Raw genomic sequence first — 16178 nt, 5'->3', positions numbered from 1 at the left:
GTGCGGCGGCGAGCAGCGCAGGGCTCGTGGCCGCGCAGCGGCGACCGCCGCACCGAAGCCCCGCCGGGCACCCGCCCACGGCTTTGCCCGCACACCACCAACAAAAGCAGCAACGCACATCGCAGAAGGCCCGCAACGGGCCCGCACCAGACGCGCAGTGCTCGAACGATCGAACGCAACTTCGTACTAGAAGTCCGTGCTGACGGTCGTCTTGGTGAAGGCTTCGTTGTGGTCGATCAGCGACTCCAGCGCCTTCGCGGCCTGGGCTTCGTCGCGCCGCGAGATGGCGCGGGCGAGTTCGCCGTGCAGCCGGGCCATCAGCGGCGTGTCGGCGGCCTGGCGGTAATGCAGGTACCAGAAGCGACGTGAGAGGCCGTGCATCAGCCCCATCGCCCCGGCTGCGAACTCGTTGCGCGAGGCCTTGAGCGAGAGGTCGTTGAATTCCTTGTCTGCACGCATGAAGCGCATCTCGTCGTCGAGCGCGCTGGCCGCGTCGAACTCGTCGGCCAGCTCTTCGAAGCGCAGTCGCTCGGCCTCGCTGGCGCGCCGGGCGGCGCATCGCGCGACCAGGCGCTCCACCTCGCGCCGCGTTTCCAGCAGGCGGAGCTGGCGCTTGATGTCGATCTCCGAGACCAGCACGCCGCGCTGCGGCAGGATCGACACCAGGTGCTCGCGCGCCAGCCGGTGCAGTGCCTCGCGCACCGGGGTGCGGCCGATCTGCAGCCGCGCAGAAAGCTCGGCCTCGGAAATCGCCGCTCCGGGATGCAGCTCCAGCTTGACGATCATCTCTTCGATGAGTTCGTAGGCGATGGCCGTCAGGCTGCGCCGCCTGACCGGCGCGGCATTCAAGGCGGCGCCCGGCAGCGCAAGGCCGCCCCGCAGGTCGGTCGGTGCCGGTCTTGCTGTCCCGTTCGCGGCAGTCTTCTTCATGCAGTCCCGTTTTCCGCAGATTCGTTGGCGCGCGCCTGTACATAGGCTTCCAACGATCGTACACGACTAATATATGAGGCGCATGTTTGCGGAAAACCCGTGTTGACTTGCTTGAACGGACTGCTTAAATTTAACTAATACATCAGGTGTATGTAGATTCCCCCGTGTAGAGCCCCAGAGGCCTTCGATCCCCCAACCAACGGAGACAAGCATGAAACGTCGCAACTTTGTACACGCCACTCTTGGCGGCGCCGGCGTGTTCGCCGCGGCGAGCGCGCTCGCCCAGAAGGGCGGGGGCCAGACCTACAACTGGAAGATGGCCACCGGCTGGGCCGGCGGGCCGCTGATGGACATCGGCGCCAAGGCCTTCGCCGAGCGCATGGAGTTCTTCTCGGGCGGGCGTTTCAAGATCCAGACCTTCCCCGGCGGCGGCCTCGGCAATGCGCTGAAGGTGCCCGAGACGGTGAAGAACGGCCTGGCCGAATGCGGCCACACCTGGATGGGCTACGACTGGGGCAAGGACGTGACCACGGTGCTGTTCGGCGGCTATGCCGGCAGCTTCGGCGCCGAGCGCATGCTGCACTGGCTGTACGAAGGCGGCGGTGTGGACATGCAGCGCAAGTTCCGCGAGGAGACCGACGACGTGATCTCCATGCCGCTGTTCATCCGCACGTCCGAGGTCTTCCTGCATTCGCGCAAGTCGGTCAAGAGCCTGGCCGACCTCAAGGGCCTGAAGCTGCGCACCGCCGGGGCCTGGCTCGAGATGTCCAAGGAGCTCGGCGCCGCACCGGTCACCACGGCCGGCGGCGACATCTTCCCGATGCTCGAGCGCGGTGCGATCGACGCCGTGGAGTGGGGCACGCCGTGGGAGAACATTGCGCCGGGCTTCTACAAGGTCGCCAAGTACCTCAGCTATCCGGGGGTGCACCAGCCGTGCGCGCCGTTCGAGCTGGTCGTCAACAAGGACGTCTGGGCCAAGATGCCCGAGAACGACCGCAAGCTGGTCGAGCTGGTCGCCAAGATGGTCACACTGGAGAGCTGGTTGCGCATCGGCGTGGAGGACGCCAAGGCCTTCGACTTCTACAAGAAGCAGGGCGTGGTGCTGGAGCAGCTCGACGACGAGGTGCAGTTCGCCGCCCACCAGGTCGGCCTCGACTGGGCCGACAAGACGGCCAAGGACGGCAACCGCAAGTGGTTCGCTCCCGTGCACAAGAGCCAGTTGGAGTTCACCGCCGCCTGGAAGAACGCCGACGACTGGCGCAACGTGAAGGTCAAGCCCACCTGATCCGCCGCACGCAGGCGCGCATTCGCCGCACACCGGCGGATGCGCGCCGTGTTTTGATCAACGGAGAAGCGCTTGAATCGCCTCATCGTCTTGCTGGAGCGCGTGGTGGTGGCGGTCGGCGTCTTCGCCGCGCTGCTGCTCGTGCCCCTGGTGCTCGCCACCACCTGGGAAGTCGTCTCGCGCTACGCGATGAACGCACCCACCATCTGGGCCTACGAGATCGGCTACCTGCTGACCGGCTCGCATTTCCTGCTCGGCCTGGCCTACACGCTTCGCCAGGGCGAGCACATTCGCATCGACGTGCTCAGCGCGCACATGTCGCCGCGCACGCGGCGCCGCATCGACGGCGTGGTCTATGCCGTGGTGCTGCCGCTGCTGGTATGGCTGTGCTTCGAGCTCTTCCAGTACCTGATGGCCGGCTACGAACGGGGCGAGACCTCGGGGCAATCGGCGCTGAACCTGCCGGTGTGGCCGTTTCGCGTGGTGTTCGTCGTCGCCTTCGCGATCCTCGCCTTGCAGGTCCTGTGCGAGTTGCTGAAAGCGCTGTGGGCCCCGAATGACAGCAACAACACCGAAGCACGGCCCACATGACCGAGTACCTGCCTTTCTTCATGCTGCCGGCGGCTTTCGCGCTCATGTTCCTGGGCGTGCAGGTCGGCTTCGCGATGATGCTTACCGCCGCCGGCTTCGGGCTGATCACCTTCGGCCCCAACGTCATTCACCAGTTCATCGAGAAGATCGACGACCTTTCGTCGAACTTCGTGCTGGCGGCGGTGCCGCTGTTCGTGTTCATGGGGGCGATGCTCGAGAAGTCGGGCATCGCGGACCGACTGTTCGAGGCCATCCATATCTGGACGCGCCGGCTGCCCGGCGGCCTGGCAATCGCGACGGTGCTGATGTGCATCGTCTTCGCGGCGTCGAGCGGCGTGATCGGCGCCACCGAATCGGTGGTCGGCCTGCTCACCATCCCGATCATGCTGCGCTACGGCTACAACAAGGCCCTGATCAGCGGCACCATCTGCGCCGGCGGCTCGCTCGGCACGATCATCCCGCCTTCGGTTGTCGTCGTGGTGATGGGGCCGCTGGCCAACCTGTCGGTGGGCGACCTGATGTACGGCATGGTGCTGCCCGGCTTTCTCATGGCCGGCCTGTACCTCGCCTACATCCTCGTGCTGTGCATCGTGAAGCCGGACGCGGGCCCGCGGATTCCGCCCGAGCCGGACGAGCCGAGCTTCGCGCAAAAGCTCGGCATCACCACGCGCAACCTGATTCCGCCGCTGGCAATGATCGTCGCGGTGCTGGGCTCCATCTTGGCCGGCTTCGCCTCGCCGACCGAGGCGGCGGCCATCGGTGCCGTGTTCTCGGTCGGACTGACCGCGCTGTACGGCCGTTTTTCCTGGAGAAGCCTGTACGACTCGCTGCTCAAGACCGTGCGCGTCACCGCGATGATCATGTTCGTGCTGCTGGCCGGCACCTTGTTCACGGGCGTGTTCATCGGCGGCGGCGGCATCAATCTGGCCAGCTCGATGATCAGCGAATTCGATCTCTCGCCCTGGGCGCTCCTGAGCCTGATGCTGTTCATCCTGTTTCTCGCCGGCTTCTTCCTCGACTGGATCTCGGTCGTGCTGATCTTCCTGCCGATCTTCGTGCCGCTGGTCACCGTCGCCGGGTTCGATCCGGTGTGGTTCTGCATCCTGTTCCTGATCATGTTGCAGACTGGCTACCTCACGCCGCCCATGGCGCCGGCGATCTTCTACCTGCGCGCCGTGGCGCCGCCCGAGATCACGATGCGCGACATGTACCGCGGCATGGTCCCCTTCATCGGCCTGCAGGTCGTCACGCTCGCCAGCGTGCTCATGTGGCCCCAACTCGTGACCTGGTTGCCGAGCGTGGCCATGGGGCTGCGCTAGCGGCATCGCGCTGCAACGAGCATCGCGCAAGGAGACAGACATGGATGCAAGACCGAGCCAACGCGTCGGCGTGGACGTGCTCGTCGTCGGTGGTGGTGCGACCGGTGTGGCCGCGGCCACGACGGCAGCGCGTGCCGGGCTGAAGACCTTGGTGGTCGAGCGCTACGGCTTTTGCGGCGGCGGCGCGGTGGCCGGGCTGTCGGGCACGGTCTGCGGCCTCTACGAAGCCGAGGAAACGCCGCGCGAGCCGAAGAAGATCGTCTTCGGCTTCGTCGATGACTTCATCAAGGCGATGGAGCAACGCGGCGGCCTGAGCGCACCCATGCTCTACGGCAAGACGTGGACGCGCGTGCACGAACCGCTGGCCTGGCGCGACTCGGCCGATGCGCTGCTCATGGATGCGGGCGTGCGCATCAGCTACCACTCGCTGGCCATCGGCGTGCACCGCAACGGTGACCGCATCGACGGTGCGACGATCTGGACCAAGGGCGGCCTGCTCGACGTGCGCGCCGGCCTCACCATCGACGCCAGCGGCGATGCCGATGTTGTTGCCATGGCTGGCCTGCAGACGTACTGCGGCGCAGACGGCGTGGTGCAGAACCCGACCATGATCTTCCGGCTGCAGGGCGTGGACACGCAGCGCTTCAAGGCCGCCTACGGTGCCGACACCATCTTGCCGCCCGAGGTGTCGGAGATGATCGCCAGCGCCGCCGAGTCCGGCTACGCACTGCCGCGCACGAAGATCTGGCTGTTCGAGACCACTCGGCCTGGCGAGCTGCTGTGCAACTGCACGCGCGTGCGCGGCGCCGACGGGCGCGAGCTCAACTGCATCAATGCCGACGACTTCACCGAGGCGGAGATCCAGGGCCGCAAACAGGCGCGCGAGTACGCCCGCTTCTTCAAGGACAAGCTTGCCGGCTGCGAGGCGAGCTGGCTCAACGACACCGCCGTGCAGGTGGGCGTGCGCCAGACGCGCCAGGCGCGCGGCACGGCGCTGCTGCGCAACGAGGACGTGGTGCGCGGCTCGAAGTTCACCGACGGCGTGGCGCGTTCGCCCTGGCCGATCGAGCTGCATGCCGGCGCGAAGCCGCGCGTGTCGTGGCTGCTCAACGACTACTACGAGATTCCCTACGGCTGCTTCGTGCCCGAGCGTGGCGAGGGCCTGCTGTTCGGCGGGCGCTGTTTGTCGGCCGAGCACGAGGCGGTGGCTTCGGCCCGGGTGACGGCGCAGTGCTTCTCGTATGGGCACGCGCTGGGCGTGGCGGCCACGGTCGCGCTGCGCGAGCGCGTGGAGCCGCGTGCGATTCCCGGCGCCGCCGTGCGCGACCTGCTCAACCGGCAGGGCGCCCGGCTCGACGGCTGATCAACCATAAAGAACGACGACCATGGCGCGACCTTTGAGAAGCAACTTCGAGCGCGGTTCGACCCGCTGGGCGGTGCGCCACGCGCAGTGGAGCGCGATGGGCATTGCCGAGGCGGACTTCGAAAAGCCGAAGATCGCCATCGTCAACACCTCCAGCCAGCTATCGGTGTGCTTCCAGCACCTCGACGGCATCGCACGGCGCGTGAGTGACGCAATCCGCGCCGCCGGCGGACTGCCTTTCGAGGTGCGTACCGCGGCGCCCTCCGACTTCGTCACCAGCGCCGGCCGGCAGGGCCGCTACCTGATGCCCACCCGCGACCTCATCGTCAACGACATCGAAGTGCAGATCGAGGGCGCCGAGCTCGACGGCATGCTGCTGCTGTCGAGCTGCGACAAGACGACGCCCGCTCACCTGATGGCCGCCGGGCGGCTGGACGTGCCGAGCCTCGTGCTGGCCTGCGGCTACCAGCTCGGCCGCCAGTGCGGCGAGCACCACGTCGATATCGAGGAGGTCTACAAGGCCGTCGGCACCGTGAAGGCCGGGCAGATGTCGATCGAGGGGCTGGAGAGCATGTGCCGCGTGGCCATCGACGGCCCGGGCGTGTGCGCCGGGCTGGCGACGGCGAACTCGATGCACTGCCTGGCCGAGGCGCTGGGCATGGCGCTGCCGGGCAACGCGCCCATCCGCGCCGATGGGCCCAGGCTGCACGCGCTGGCCGAGCAGGCCGGGGCGCGCATCGTCGAGATGGTGCTGGAGGATCTGCGGCCACGCAGCGTGCTCACGCCGAGTGCGTTTCGCAACGCCGTGCGCTTCGCGGTCGCCACGGGCTGTTCGGTCAACGTGATGCGCCATCTGATCGCCATTGCCATCGAGGCTGAATGCGAGGTCGATGTGATCGGCGAGTTCGAGCGCGCGGCCGACCAGGTGCCGCTGCTCACGCGCATTCGCCCGAACGGCCCGCACCGCATCGAGGAGTTCGAGGCGGCCGGCGGTTGCCGCGCCGTGATGGTGCAACTCCGCGGACTGATCGATGGCGGCGCGCAGACAGTCTCGGGCTGCAGCGTCGGCGAGGTGCTCGCCCAGGCCGGCGAGATCGACGAGAACATCATTCGCCCGCTCGACAAACCCTTCGCGCACGAGCCGGGGCTGATGATCATCCGCGGCTCGCTGGCGCCCGACGGCGCGCTGGTCAAGCTGGCCGCGGTGCCGCAGCACATCCGCCGCTTCACCGGCGCGGCCAAGGTGTTCGAGGACGAGGCGCTCGCGATCGAAGGATTGGAGAGCCGCGCGGTGAAGGCGGGGCAGGTCGTGGTGCTGCGCATGCTGGGCCCGAAGGGTGGGCCGGGGACGGTGTTCGCCGCCAGCTTCATGGCCGCGCTCGTCGGCGCTGGCCTCGGCAGCGACGTGGCCGTCGTCACCGACGGCGAGTTGTCGGGCCTGAACAGCGGCATCACAATCGGCCAGGTGATGCCCGAGGCGGCCGAGGGCGGCCCGCTGGCGGCGGTGCGCGACGGCGACGTGATCGAGATCGATCTCACCGCCCGCCGCATCGAACTGAAGGTCGATGCCGCCGAGATCGCGCGCCGCCTCGAAGGCTTCACGCCGCCGCAACCCAAGGGCCCGTTCGGCTGGCTGCACCTGTACGGTCAACTGGTTCAGCCGCTGTCCAAAGGTGCGGTGCTCGGCATTCGGCCGGAACCCTCGACCCCGCCGCGCTGACGGCGACCCGCCCGCGCGGGCGGTGGATCGTTGGCGAGAGCGAGGCACGACAAGCTCAGGAGATGAACATGCGAACCATCCGGTTTTCCGATGCCGCAGGGCAGGCCGAACGCGCCCGGCAGTTTCACGCGCTTCACGATCGACCCGGCGCTTTCGTCATCCCCAATCCCTGGGACGCCGGCTCGGCCAAGCTACTCGCGGGCATGGGTTTCGAGGCGCTGGCGACGACCAGCGCGGGCTATGCGTTCTCGATCGGCAAACCCGATTCGGAAGGCGCGGTGAGCCGCGACGAAACTCTGGAGAACGTGCGGGCGATCGTCGGAGCCACCGGGCTGCCGGTTTCTGCTGATCTGGAGAACGGCTTCGGCGATGACCCCGCGAGCTGTGCCAAGACCATCCGCATGGCCGCGCAGGCGGGGCTGGTCGGCGGATCGATCGAAGACGCCACCGGGCGAGGCGATGCGCCGATCTACCCCTTCGAGCAAGCGGTGGAGCGTGTAAAAGCGGCCGTGAAGGCAGCGCATGCACTGAGCTTTCCCTTCATGCTGACCGCTCGTGCCGAGAACCTGATCCACGGCCGCATCGACCTGCCCGACACGATCCGCCGTCTGCAGGCGTATGCCGAGGCCGGTGCGGACGTGTTGTATGCGCCGGGATTGAAGACGCCACAGGACATCGCCGCGGTGGTCCAGGCGGTGGCGCCGCGTCCGGTCAACGTGCTGATGGGGCTGGCGGGCGCAGCGTTGTCGGTGGACGAATTGGCGCAACTAGGCGTCAAGCGCATCAGCGTCGGCTCGGCGTTGGCGCGTGCCGCTTACGGCGAGTTCCTGCGCGCGGCGCGCGAGGTGCGAGAGCAGGGCACGTTCACCTTCGCGCAGAAGGCGGTGCCGTTCGCGGAGATCAATGCGATGTTCGGGGGCTGATCAGGCTCGAGCGCCTGAGCACACGGCGAGCCCGGGGCCGACCCGCTCGCCAGGAAGATCGGCTGCGCCGTAGAGCCGGTACACCCGCTTGTGGTTGAGGCCCGGAAATTCGGGGCGCAGCAGATCGAGGATGCGCCGATAGCCGAAACGGCGCCGGCTAAATCGAATCCCCAACATTCCAACATACGTTAGAATTTAAGCATGAGAGAACTCAAGAACCAGTTGTACGAGCAAGTCGCCCGCATCGGGAAGGCGGTCGCCAGCCCGAAGCGACTCGAGCTCATTGAGCTTCTGTGCCAGGGCGAGAAGACCGTCGAGACGCTGGCAGCACAAGCCGAAATCAGCGTAAAGCTCGCCAGCGCGCACCTCAAGGTGCTCCGTCAGGCCCGCCTCGTCAACACCCGTAAGGACGGCAGGTACGTGCTCTATCAGCTAGCCAGCACCAGCGTGGCGGACCTCTGGGTGAACCTGCGCTCGGAGGCTGAGGAACGTCTGGTCGAGCTCCAGATGGCGCTCACGTCCATCGTCGAGCACGCAGACGAGCTGAAGGGAGTCGACCGCGCTGACATCCTGCGCCGAGCCGCAGCCGGTGAGGTCGTCGTTCTCGACGTGCGCCCCGAGGACGAGTTCTCCGTCGCTCATCTGCCGCATGCGCGTTCGCTTCCTGTCGACGAACTCAAGAAGCGCCTGGCCGAACTGCCGAAGGACGTGCCGGTGGTCGCGTACTGCCGTGGCCCGTTCTGCCTGATGGCCAAGGATGCCGTCGAGCTTCTGCGGAACAAGGGCTACCAAGCCTTCCACTTGACCGACGGTGTCGCAGAGTGGCGCGCCAAGGGTCTCCCGGTCGAGGAGTGACGAGGTGCTGCCATGAAAACGTTGTGTCCCGATGCGGCCCACGCCTGACCGTGCAATGAACTTCGGCATCCGCGCCAACCTGGCTCAGTTCCTGCAGCAACTGCTGCAGGTGCTGCTGGTGGGCATGACCATTGGGATGATGCGCACCGTCGTCCCAGCGCTCGCTGAGACGGAGTTCGGCGTGCCTCGCGGCTCCTTCATGCTGCTGGTGGCGTTCGTCGTGGCCTTCGGGTTCGTCAAGGGTGCGATGAACTTTGTCGCAGGCCGCATGGCGGAGCAGCTCGGCCGCAAGCGAGTGCTGCTCTTTGGCTGGCTGGTCGCGCTACCCATCCCGCCCCTGGTCTACTTCGCGCCCAGCTGGTCCTGGGTGGTCGCGGCGACGGTCCTCCTGGGCATCAACCAGGGCCTGACCTGGTCGATGACGCAGACGGCCAAGCTCGACTTCACCCGGGCCGACCAACGCGGCCTCGTCATCGGGCTCAATGAGTTCTCGGGCTATGTCGGCGTTGCCATCGCCGGCATCATCACCGGCTACCTGGCGTCGATGCTGGGGCCGCGTGAAGGCCTGCTGTGGTTCGGCGCCGTCGTCATCGGTCTGGCTACGCTGCTGTCCTGGCTTACCGTCGCAGAAACCCTGCCCTGGGCACGTGATGAGGTGAAACGGCACGCCAACCCCTCGGCTGAGGCCTTCAAGCCCAGGTACCCGACGGCCGTCGGCTCACAACCCTCGACGGCCGAGATGTTTGCGCTGATGAGCTGGCGCGACCGGCGTATGGCCGCCATCTGCCAGGCCGGGCTGGTCGAAAAGTTTGTCGACGCGCTGGTCTGGGTCTTCTGGCCGGTGTACCTGCACCAACAGGGGGTCGGCTTGCCCGGCATCGGCTGGATAGTGGGCATTTACGGCTTCACCTGGGGCGCGGCGCAGTTCATCACCGGCAAGCTCTCCGACCGTGTCGGGCGGCATTTGCTCAACTCGTGGGGCATGTGGATTTGCGGCGCGGGCGTGGCATTGATGCCCTTGGGCAGCGGCGCGCTGTGGTGGAGCGCCTCGGCGGCCGTGACGGGCCTCGGCATGGCGATGCTTTATCCAAACCTGAGTGCAGCAGTCGCCGACATCGCGCACCCGAACTGGCGCGCCTCAGCCATCGGCATCTACAGGTTCTGGCGTGACCTGGGCTACGGCATTGGCGCCCTGGGCCTGGGTGCTGCGGCCGCACTGGGCGGCCGGCTCGAAAGCGCCTTCTGGTTCGTCGCCGTCGCGATGCTGGTCTCCGGTGCTGTCCTCTACCGCTGGGGCGAGGAGACCCATCCCCGCCTCAACCCCGCGCCCTGACTTCCCTTCAGGAGACACCCGCGACCACTCGTCGTATCGCCACCGCCCTGGCCCTTGCCGATGCTGACGCTATCGCGCCCTGCGGGCTGTCGTGGTTGCTGCCTTTTCCGAGGTCGTCTTGACCGCCGTGCCGCTCGTTTGCCCGGTGGCGCGGGGAATCTTGGCGGCGGTGGCGGGGGGCGGCTCCTGAGAGCGGGGCATCACTGGCCCCATCGGCCGCTGCGACCGCAGGCTGTCGGCATCCAGGATCAAGCGCCCCTGTATGCGCCCCTTGATGCGCTTGACGCTGCGGGCCGCATCGGCCATGTGCAGCGTCATCAAGGCGCGCGTCTTTTCGACGTCGCGTGCGCGCGCGGCCTGGACGATGTTGCGATGGAACTCCGCATTGGCCGCTCCGAAGCGGCGGTGTTCGGCGGCCGGAGTCTGGTTCCCGAACACGATGAGCTGGCGAATCATCTCGTTGATCAACTCGGAGACGAAGCGCAGGAACGGATTCGGGTTGGCTGCGGCCAGGATGTCGTGGAAGTTCACGTCCTCGCGTCGCTGCTGCAGCAGGTTCTCTCGGCTGCTCGTGGGGTCGCAGCAGCTGATGCTGTGCTCGAGCGCCTCGAAGTCCGCCTCGGTCAGATGCGGCACCGCGCCGGCCGCAAGCTCGGGCTCGAGCCGCTGGCGCACGGCGTAGATGTCGTCGATCGTCACCTCCTTGAAGAACAGGTAGTTCTGCAGGAACTGCAGCGTGCGATCGAGCGGCACCTCGACGATCGTGCCGCCCCCGCTCGGCCCCGTGGAAATCTTGACGAGGCCTTGCACTTCCAGCGACTTCAAGGCTTCGCGGATCGTGCCCTTGCTCACCCCGAACCGGGCCTGCAGTTCGCTCTCGCGCGGCAGGCGGTCGCCGGGGCTCAAGTCCTTCTCGGTGATGAGTCGCTTGATCTCTTCGGCCACCAGATCGGAGCGCTTGAGTGGCTTGATCTTCGACCGGACGGCAGGGCTGGTTGGCATTGGGGGATCGTTGCAAGCGTTCGATGAAACATCGTCTAGGGTTTGCCCGATGAAGCTTTGTTTTATTTATACGTATAAATAGCATCAAACGTCAACGCATCTGTTCAACGCGTTGGTACTCGTACCCGTCGTACCCGTCGTACCCGTCGTAATCGAACTCACGCCGCGCCGCCGGCGGCGCTTCCCGAACCCCAACCGGAGACCCCATGAAACGACGCCAACTGCTGCAACTCTCGGCCCTGGGCGCAATGCCCGCAACGCTGGGCCTGATGGCGCCGGCTTTTGGCCAGGCGTCGGGCCCGATCCGCTTCGGCTGCCCGGTCCCCATGTCGGGCCCGTTCGCGGCCAACGGCAAGTTCGCCGACCTGGGCATGAAGCTCGTGCTCGACCAGTACGGCAAGGTGCTGGGGCGCCCCCTGGCGCACACCGTGCTCGATACAGAGGGCAAGCCCGCCACCGCCGTGCGCAAGGTGCAGGAGTCGTCGCAGCAGGAGGGCATTCAGTTTTTCGCCGGCGGCATTCTGTCGTCCGGATCGCTCGCCATGGGCAAGGAGATCGAGAAGGCGGGCGGCGTGTTCATCACGACGGCCGGCGCCGACGAGATCACCGGCTCGGACTGCAACAAGGCGACCTTCCGCTGGTCGGTGCCGACCTACGGCGCCATCGAACAGACCGTGCGGCCCCTGATCGAGTCGATGCCCAAGGCCAAGCGCTGGTACACGATCACGCCGCAGTACGTCTTCGGCGAAGGCCTGCTGTCGGCAGCGACGAACATCTTCAAGGAGAAGGGCATCGAGCATGTGGGCAACAGCTACCACTCGTTGGCCGAGAAGGAGTTCAGCGGCTACCTCACCAACGCCGCGGCCGCCAAGCCCGACGTGCTGCTGCTGCTGAACTTCGGTTCGCAGTCGTCTTCCGCGCTGCGCCAGGCCGTGGCTTTCGGCCTGAACAAGCGCATGACGATCCTGATCGCCTGGGCCTCGGGCCTCGAGCAATTCGAGTCGCTCGGTGCCGACCTGAGCGAGGGCGTGTACTTCGGCGCCCAGTACTGGCACACGGTGGATTCCCCGCTCAATCGCGAGCTGGTGAAGCGCTCGAACGACGTGTTCAAGAGCAACCCGAACTACAGCCTGGCCGGCTCCTACATCTGCACCAAGCTGCTGCTCGACGGCATCGTCAAGGCCGGCACGGTGGACCCCAAGGCCGTGATCGCCGCAATGGAAGGCATGAAGTACCAGGGCCTCACGGGCGACGAAGAGATCCGCAAGGCCGACCACCAGGTGCTCAAGGACTACTACCTGCTCAAGGCCAAGGGCAAGGCCGCGATGAAGAACAAGGACGACTACGTCGATGTGATCAGCTCGGGCCGGTCGTTCCTGTCGCCGGAAAAGGCGGGCTGCAAGCTGGTCTGAACCCAGCCCATCGCCGGCTTGCAAGCACCCCGCCTCACCCGGCGTTTCAACGTGCCGCACCCGCAGCCTCGCGGCTGAGGGTGCGGCCCTCGTTCGCTTCACGCATCGCATGAGCATCTACCTGCTTCAGATCATCAACGGAATCGGCATCGGCATGCTGTATTTCCTGCTGGCGGTCGGCTTGTCCATCGTGTTCGGCCTGTTGCGCTTCGTGAACTTCGCGCACGGCTCGTTCTACCTGCTGGGCGCCTACGGCACCTACCAGATCATGCAGTGGGGCCTCAATTTCTGGCTCGCGCTCTTGCTGGTGCCGTTGGCGGTGGGGGCGCTCGGCTGGGTGACCGAAAAGCTGGTGCTGCGCCACGTGTATGCCAAGCCGCACGAGTTCCACATCCTCGTCACGCTGGGTCTGGCGCTGGTGATCCAGGAACTGGTGATCGTGCAGTGGGGGGCGCTGGGCGAGAACGTGCCGCCGCCCGAGCTGCTGCAGGGCGTGGTGATGTGGGGCGACTTCATCTACCCCAAGTACCGCCTGTTCGTCATCGGCTTCACCGCGGTGCTCGCCGCGCTACTGTGGTGGGTGCTGGAAGGAACGCGCCTGGGCAGTGCCGTGCGCGCCGGCAGCGAATCGACCGAGATGGTCTCGCTGCTGGGCATCAACGTGTTCCGTATCTTCAGCCTGGTGTTCGCGCTGGGCGCCGCCACGGCTGCGATAGCCGGCGTGCTGGCCGCGCCGATCCGCGGCGCCGAACCGTTCATGGGCATCGAGGCGCTGGGTGTCGCTTTCGTGGTCGTGGTTGTGGGCGGCATGGGCAGTTTCGGCGGCGCGCTGGTGGGCGGTTTGTTGATCGGGATCGTGCAAAGCCTGATGAGCACGATCTGGCCTTCCGGCGCGCACCTGATGATCTACGTTGCCATGGTGGCGGTGCTGCTCCTGCGCCCGCACGGTCTTCTGGGCCGTAGAGGATGAGCGCCATGATGAGAAAGCACGGACTTCTCCTGCTGGCCCTGGCCGTCGTGCTGGCCATGCCCCTGTTCATGCAGTCGGGATCGCTGGCCAGCGAGGTGCTGATCTTTGCGTTGGCGGCCATGGCCTGCAACCTGCTGCTCGGCTACACCGGCCTGCTGTCCTTCGGGCAGGGCATCTTCTTCGGCCTGGGCAGCTACACCATCGCCTTGCTGTTGACGCGCTGGCCGCTTCCGATGCCGCTGGCCCTGCTGTGCGCCATCGCCATGGGCGGGCTCGCCGCCGCAGTGGTGGGTTGGATCGCCATCCGGCAACGCGGCGTCTATTTCGTGATGCTCACGCTCGGTCTGTCGCAGATGGTTTACTTCGTCGCCTATTCGGCCCCCGGCCTGACCGGCGGCGACAACGGCCTGCTCGACATCCCCCGGCCTTCCATCAGCGTGATGGGCCACACGCTGTGGCCGCTGGCCACGCCGTGGCAGTACTACGGCTTCGTCGCGGGCATCTTCATGCTGGTGTTCTGGCTGATGCTGCGCACGGCGCGGTCGATCTTCGGGCGCACGCTGCTGGCGGTGCGCGACAACCCCGAGCGCGCCGCAGCCATCGGCTACAACCTCAAGCAGCTCAAGCTGCGGGCCTTTGTGATCTCGGGCGCGGTGACGGGGTTGGCGGGAGGGCTGCACGCCATGATGACCGGCATCGCGCCGCTGTCCAGCGTCGAGTACCACACCAGCGAAATGATCCTGGTCATGACGGTCATCGGTGGCACGTCCAACTTGTTCGCCTCGGTCCTCGGCTCGGCCTTCTATCTGCTGATGTCCGACTGGCTCTCCACACTGTGGCCGCGCTGGCTGATGCTGCTGGGCCTGCTGCTGATCGTCATCAGTCTGGCCATGCAGGGCGGCCTGTGGGGCCTCGGTGAAAAACTGTGGCGACTGGTGCGCGGCAAGAGCGCCGGGCGAGCCGGTGCGCAGGCGGAGAAAGCATGAGCTCGCCCATCCTGATCGAGGCCATCGAGGTCGACAAGCGCTACGACAAGTTCGCGGCCCTCAGCGGCGTGAACCTGAAGGTGCGGGCCAACACCGTGCACTCTGTCATCGGGCCGAACGGCGCCGGGAAGACGACGCTTTTTCACATGCTGACCGGAACCAAAACGGTCAGTGGCGGGCGCATCGTGTTCGATGGTCACGACGTGACGCACGAACCCGATTACCGCCGCGTCCAGCGCGGCATCGCGCGCTCGTTCCAGGTCACGAGCCTGTTCCCGAACCTGCCGGTGCGCGAGAACCTACGCCTGGCCGCGCAGGGCACGGCGCCGAGAAAGGCCATGAACTGGTGGAGCCCGCCCGATGGTCCGCGCGCCCAGGCCGAGACCGTCGCCCGGGTCCTGGAACGCCTGGGTCTGCAGCGCTTCGCCGACACAGTGGCCGGCACGCTCTCGCATGGGCAGCAACGGCGCCTGGAAGTGGGCATGGCCCTGGCTGCCAAGCCCAAGGCCATCTTCCTGGACGAGCCGACTTCGGGCATGGGCATCGACGACCTCGACGACATGAAGCGGCTCATTCGCAGCCTGCGTGACGAGCACACCGTCGTGCTGATCGAGCACAACATGAACATCGTCATGGACATCTCCGACACCATCACGGTGATGCAACTGGGCCGGGTGCTCGCGGAGGGCCTGCCGCAGGACATCCGCGGCGACGAGCGCGTGCGCACTGCCTATCTGGGCAACAAGAGCGCGGGAGGTCAGGCGTGATGCTGGAACTCGAACAAGTTGATGGGCACTACGGCAAGAGCCATGTGCTGCAGGGCGTCTCGATGCGCATCGCCCAGGGCGAGCTGGTCACGCTGCTCGGGCGCAACGGTGCCGGCAAGTCGACGACGCTCAAGTGCATCGCGGGCGTCGTGCGCCCCAGCAGCGGGCGGGTGCGCTTCGACGGTCAGGAAGTGCAGGGGTGGGAGCCCCACCGGATCGCCCGCCGGGGCGTGTGCCTGGTGCCCGAGCACCGCGGCATCTTCAAGCTCCTGACCGTCGAAGAGAACCTGCTGCTCGGCCAGCGCAAGTCGTCGCCTTGGCAGTTGAAGGACGTCTATCGCATCTTTCCGCGTCTGCAGGAACGGCGCCGCAACGGCGGCGGGGAGCTTTCCGGCGGAGAGCAGCAGATGCTGGCCATCGCCCGCGCGCTCCTGAACGATCCCACGCTGCTGATGCTCGACGAGCCGGTCGAGGGGCTGGCGCCGGTGATCGTCGAGGAAATCGTGGCGCAGCTGAAGATCATCAAGGCGGCCGGCGTGACGATCCTGCTGGTGGAGCAGAGCCTGGATGTCTGCACGCAACTGGCAGACCGGCACTACATCCTCGAGCAGGGCGCCATCGTGTACGAGGCAAACAACGCCGCGTTCATTGCGGACGAAGCGGTCAAGGACCGTTATCTGGGGGTCGGCCTGGTCTAGGATGAAATTGAACTTGCCGAAACG

15 protein-coding genes and 1 pseudogene are annotated in these 16178 nt (G+C 66.5%); 13 read left to right on the top strand and 3 right to left on the bottom strand.

The window, feature by feature from the left end:
* Nucleotides 1-186 precede the first annotated feature (186 nt).
* Nucleotides 187-930 (bottom strand): GntR family transcriptional regulator, encoded by a 744-nt coding sequence (locus H0W40_RS03720; protein ID WP_292443293.1) that lies wholly within the window; start codon nucleotides 928-930, stop codon nucleotides 187-189.
* Nucleotides 931-1141: 211 nt separating this feature from the next.
* Between H0W40_RS03720 and dctP the strand changes: the two genes are divergently transcribed.
* The 6 genes from dctP to H0W40_RS03690 all read left to right on the top strand — a co-directional run bounded on the left by dctP (nucleotide 1142) and on the right by H0W40_RS03690 (nucleotide 8131).
* Nucleotides 1142-2215: a TRAP transporter substrate-binding protein DctP gene (dctP, locus tag H0W40_RS03715; protein ID WP_292443291.1), complete on the top strand. Its 1074-nt coding sequence runs from the start codon at nucleotides 1142-1144 to the stop codon at nucleotides 2213-2215.
* Between the two features lie 72 nt (nucleotides 2216-2287).
* On the top strand, nucleotides 2288-2806 hold the full coding sequence (locus H0W40_RS03710; protein WP_292443288.1) for a TRAP transporter small permease subunit: 519 nt from the start codon (nucleotides 2288-2290) through the stop codon (nucleotides 2804-2806).
* Nucleotides 2803-4125, top strand: a complete 1323-nt coding sequence (locus H0W40_RS03705) for a TRAP transporter large permease subunit (protein WP_292443285.1) — start codon at nucleotides 2803-2805, stop codon at nucleotides 4123-4125. Before H0W40_RS03710 ends, H0W40_RS03705 begins: the two co-directional genes overlap by 4 nt.
* Before the next feature lie 40 nt (nucleotides 4126-4165).
* Entirely contained in the window at nucleotides 4166-5488 is a 1323-nt protein-coding gene (locus tag H0W40_RS03700) for an FAD-dependent oxidoreductase (RefSeq protein ID WP_292443283.1), read from the top strand.
* Between the two features lie 22 nt (nucleotides 5489-5510).
* A complete protein-coding gene (locus tag H0W40_RS03695; protein ID WP_292443281.1) occupies nucleotides 5511-7208 on the top strand; it encodes a dihydroxy-acid dehydratase in 1698 nt (565 codons plus the stop codon).
* A 68-nt stretch (nucleotides 7209-7276) separates the two neighbouring features.
* Nucleotides 7277-8131 (top strand): oxaloacetate decarboxylase, encoded by an 855-nt coding sequence (locus H0W40_RS03690; protein WP_292443279.1) that lies wholly within the window; start codon nucleotides 7277-7279, stop codon nucleotides 8129-8131.
* A gap of 60 nt (nucleotides 8132-8191) precedes the next feature.
* Here H0W40_RS03690 and H0W40_RS03685 read toward each other — a convergent pair.
* Nucleotides 8192-8287, bottom strand: a pseudogene (locus H0W40_RS03685) (IS3 family transposase); the annotation flags it as partial.
* 45 nt (nucleotides 8288-8332) lie between these two features.
* Here H0W40_RS03685 and H0W40_RS03680 point away from each other — a divergent pair.
* Both H0W40_RS03680 and H0W40_RS03675 read left to right on the top strand, forming a co-directional pair.
* A complete protein-coding gene (locus H0W40_RS03680) occupies nucleotides 8333-8986 on the top strand; it encodes a metalloregulator ArsR/SmtB family transcription factor (protein WP_292443277.1) in 654 nt (217 codons plus the stop codon).
* 55 nt (nucleotides 8987-9041) lie between these two features.
* Nucleotides 9042-10319 carry an MFS transporter gene (locus H0W40_RS03675; RefSeq protein ID WP_292443275.1) on the top strand — a complete coding sequence of 426 codons (1278 nt, stop codon included), beginning with the start codon at nucleotides 9042-9044 and terminating at the stop codon, nucleotides 10317-10319.
* 69 nt (nucleotides 10320-10388) lie between these two features.
* Here the strand turns inward: H0W40_RS03675 and H0W40_RS03670 are convergent, their stop codons facing one another.
* Nucleotides 10389-11321 (bottom strand): FadR/GntR family transcriptional regulator, encoded by a 933-nt coding sequence (locus H0W40_RS03670; RefSeq protein WP_292443273.1) that lies wholly within the window; start codon nucleotides 11319-11321, stop codon nucleotides 10389-10391.
* Between the two features lie 206 nt (nucleotides 11322-11527).
* Here H0W40_RS03670 and H0W40_RS03665 point away from each other — a divergent pair, with 206 nt between their 5' ends.
* The 5 genes from H0W40_RS03665 to H0W40_RS03645 all read left to right on the top strand — a co-directional run bounded on the left by H0W40_RS03665 (nucleotide 11528) and on the right by H0W40_RS03645 (nucleotide 16154).
* Nucleotides 11528-12733 carry an ABC transporter substrate-binding protein gene (locus H0W40_RS03665; protein WP_292443271.1) on the top strand — a complete coding sequence of 402 codons (1206 nt, stop codon included), beginning with the start codon at nucleotides 11528-11530 and terminating at the stop codon, nucleotides 12731-12733.
* Nucleotides 12734-12842: 109 nt separating this feature from the next.
* The gene (locus H0W40_RS03660) at nucleotides 12843-13703 is read left to right on the top strand and encodes a branched-chain amino acid ABC transporter permease (RefSeq protein WP_292443269.1); all 861 of its coding nucleotides are present in this window, start codon (nucleotides 12843-12845) and stop codon (nucleotides 13701-13703) included.
* Nucleotides 13704-13711: 8 nt separating this feature from the next.
* On the top strand, nucleotides 13712-14689 hold the full coding sequence (locus H0W40_RS03655) for a branched-chain amino acid ABC transporter permease (RefSeq protein ID WP_292443298.1): 978 nt from the start codon (nucleotides 13712-13714) through the stop codon (nucleotides 14687-14689).
* Nucleotides 14686-15456 carry an ABC transporter ATP-binding protein gene (locus H0W40_RS03650; protein WP_292443268.1) on the top strand — a complete coding sequence of 257 codons (771 nt, stop codon included), beginning with the start codon at nucleotides 14686-14688 and terminating at the stop codon, nucleotides 15454-15456. Before H0W40_RS03655 ends, H0W40_RS03650 begins: the two co-directional genes overlap by 4 nt.
* Nucleotides 15456-16154, top strand: coding sequence for an ABC transporter ATP-binding protein (locus H0W40_RS03645; RefSeq protein WP_292443266.1), 699 nt, complete (start codon nucleotides 15456-15458; stop codon nucleotides 16152-16154). The genes H0W40_RS03650 and H0W40_RS03645 overlap by 1 nt, the downstream gene beginning before the upstream one ends.
* The last annotated feature ends 24 nt before the right edge of the window (nucleotides 16155-16178 follow it).

Source organism: Methylibium sp. (genome assembly GCF_013817345.1).
In the GTDB taxonomy this organism is placed as follows: Bacteria; Pseudomonadota; Gammaproteobacteria; order Burkholderiales; family Burkholderiaceae_C; genus Methylibium.
Note: the sequence above shows the minus strand (reverse complement) of the source record. Positions and strands in the feature narration are given on the sequence as shown.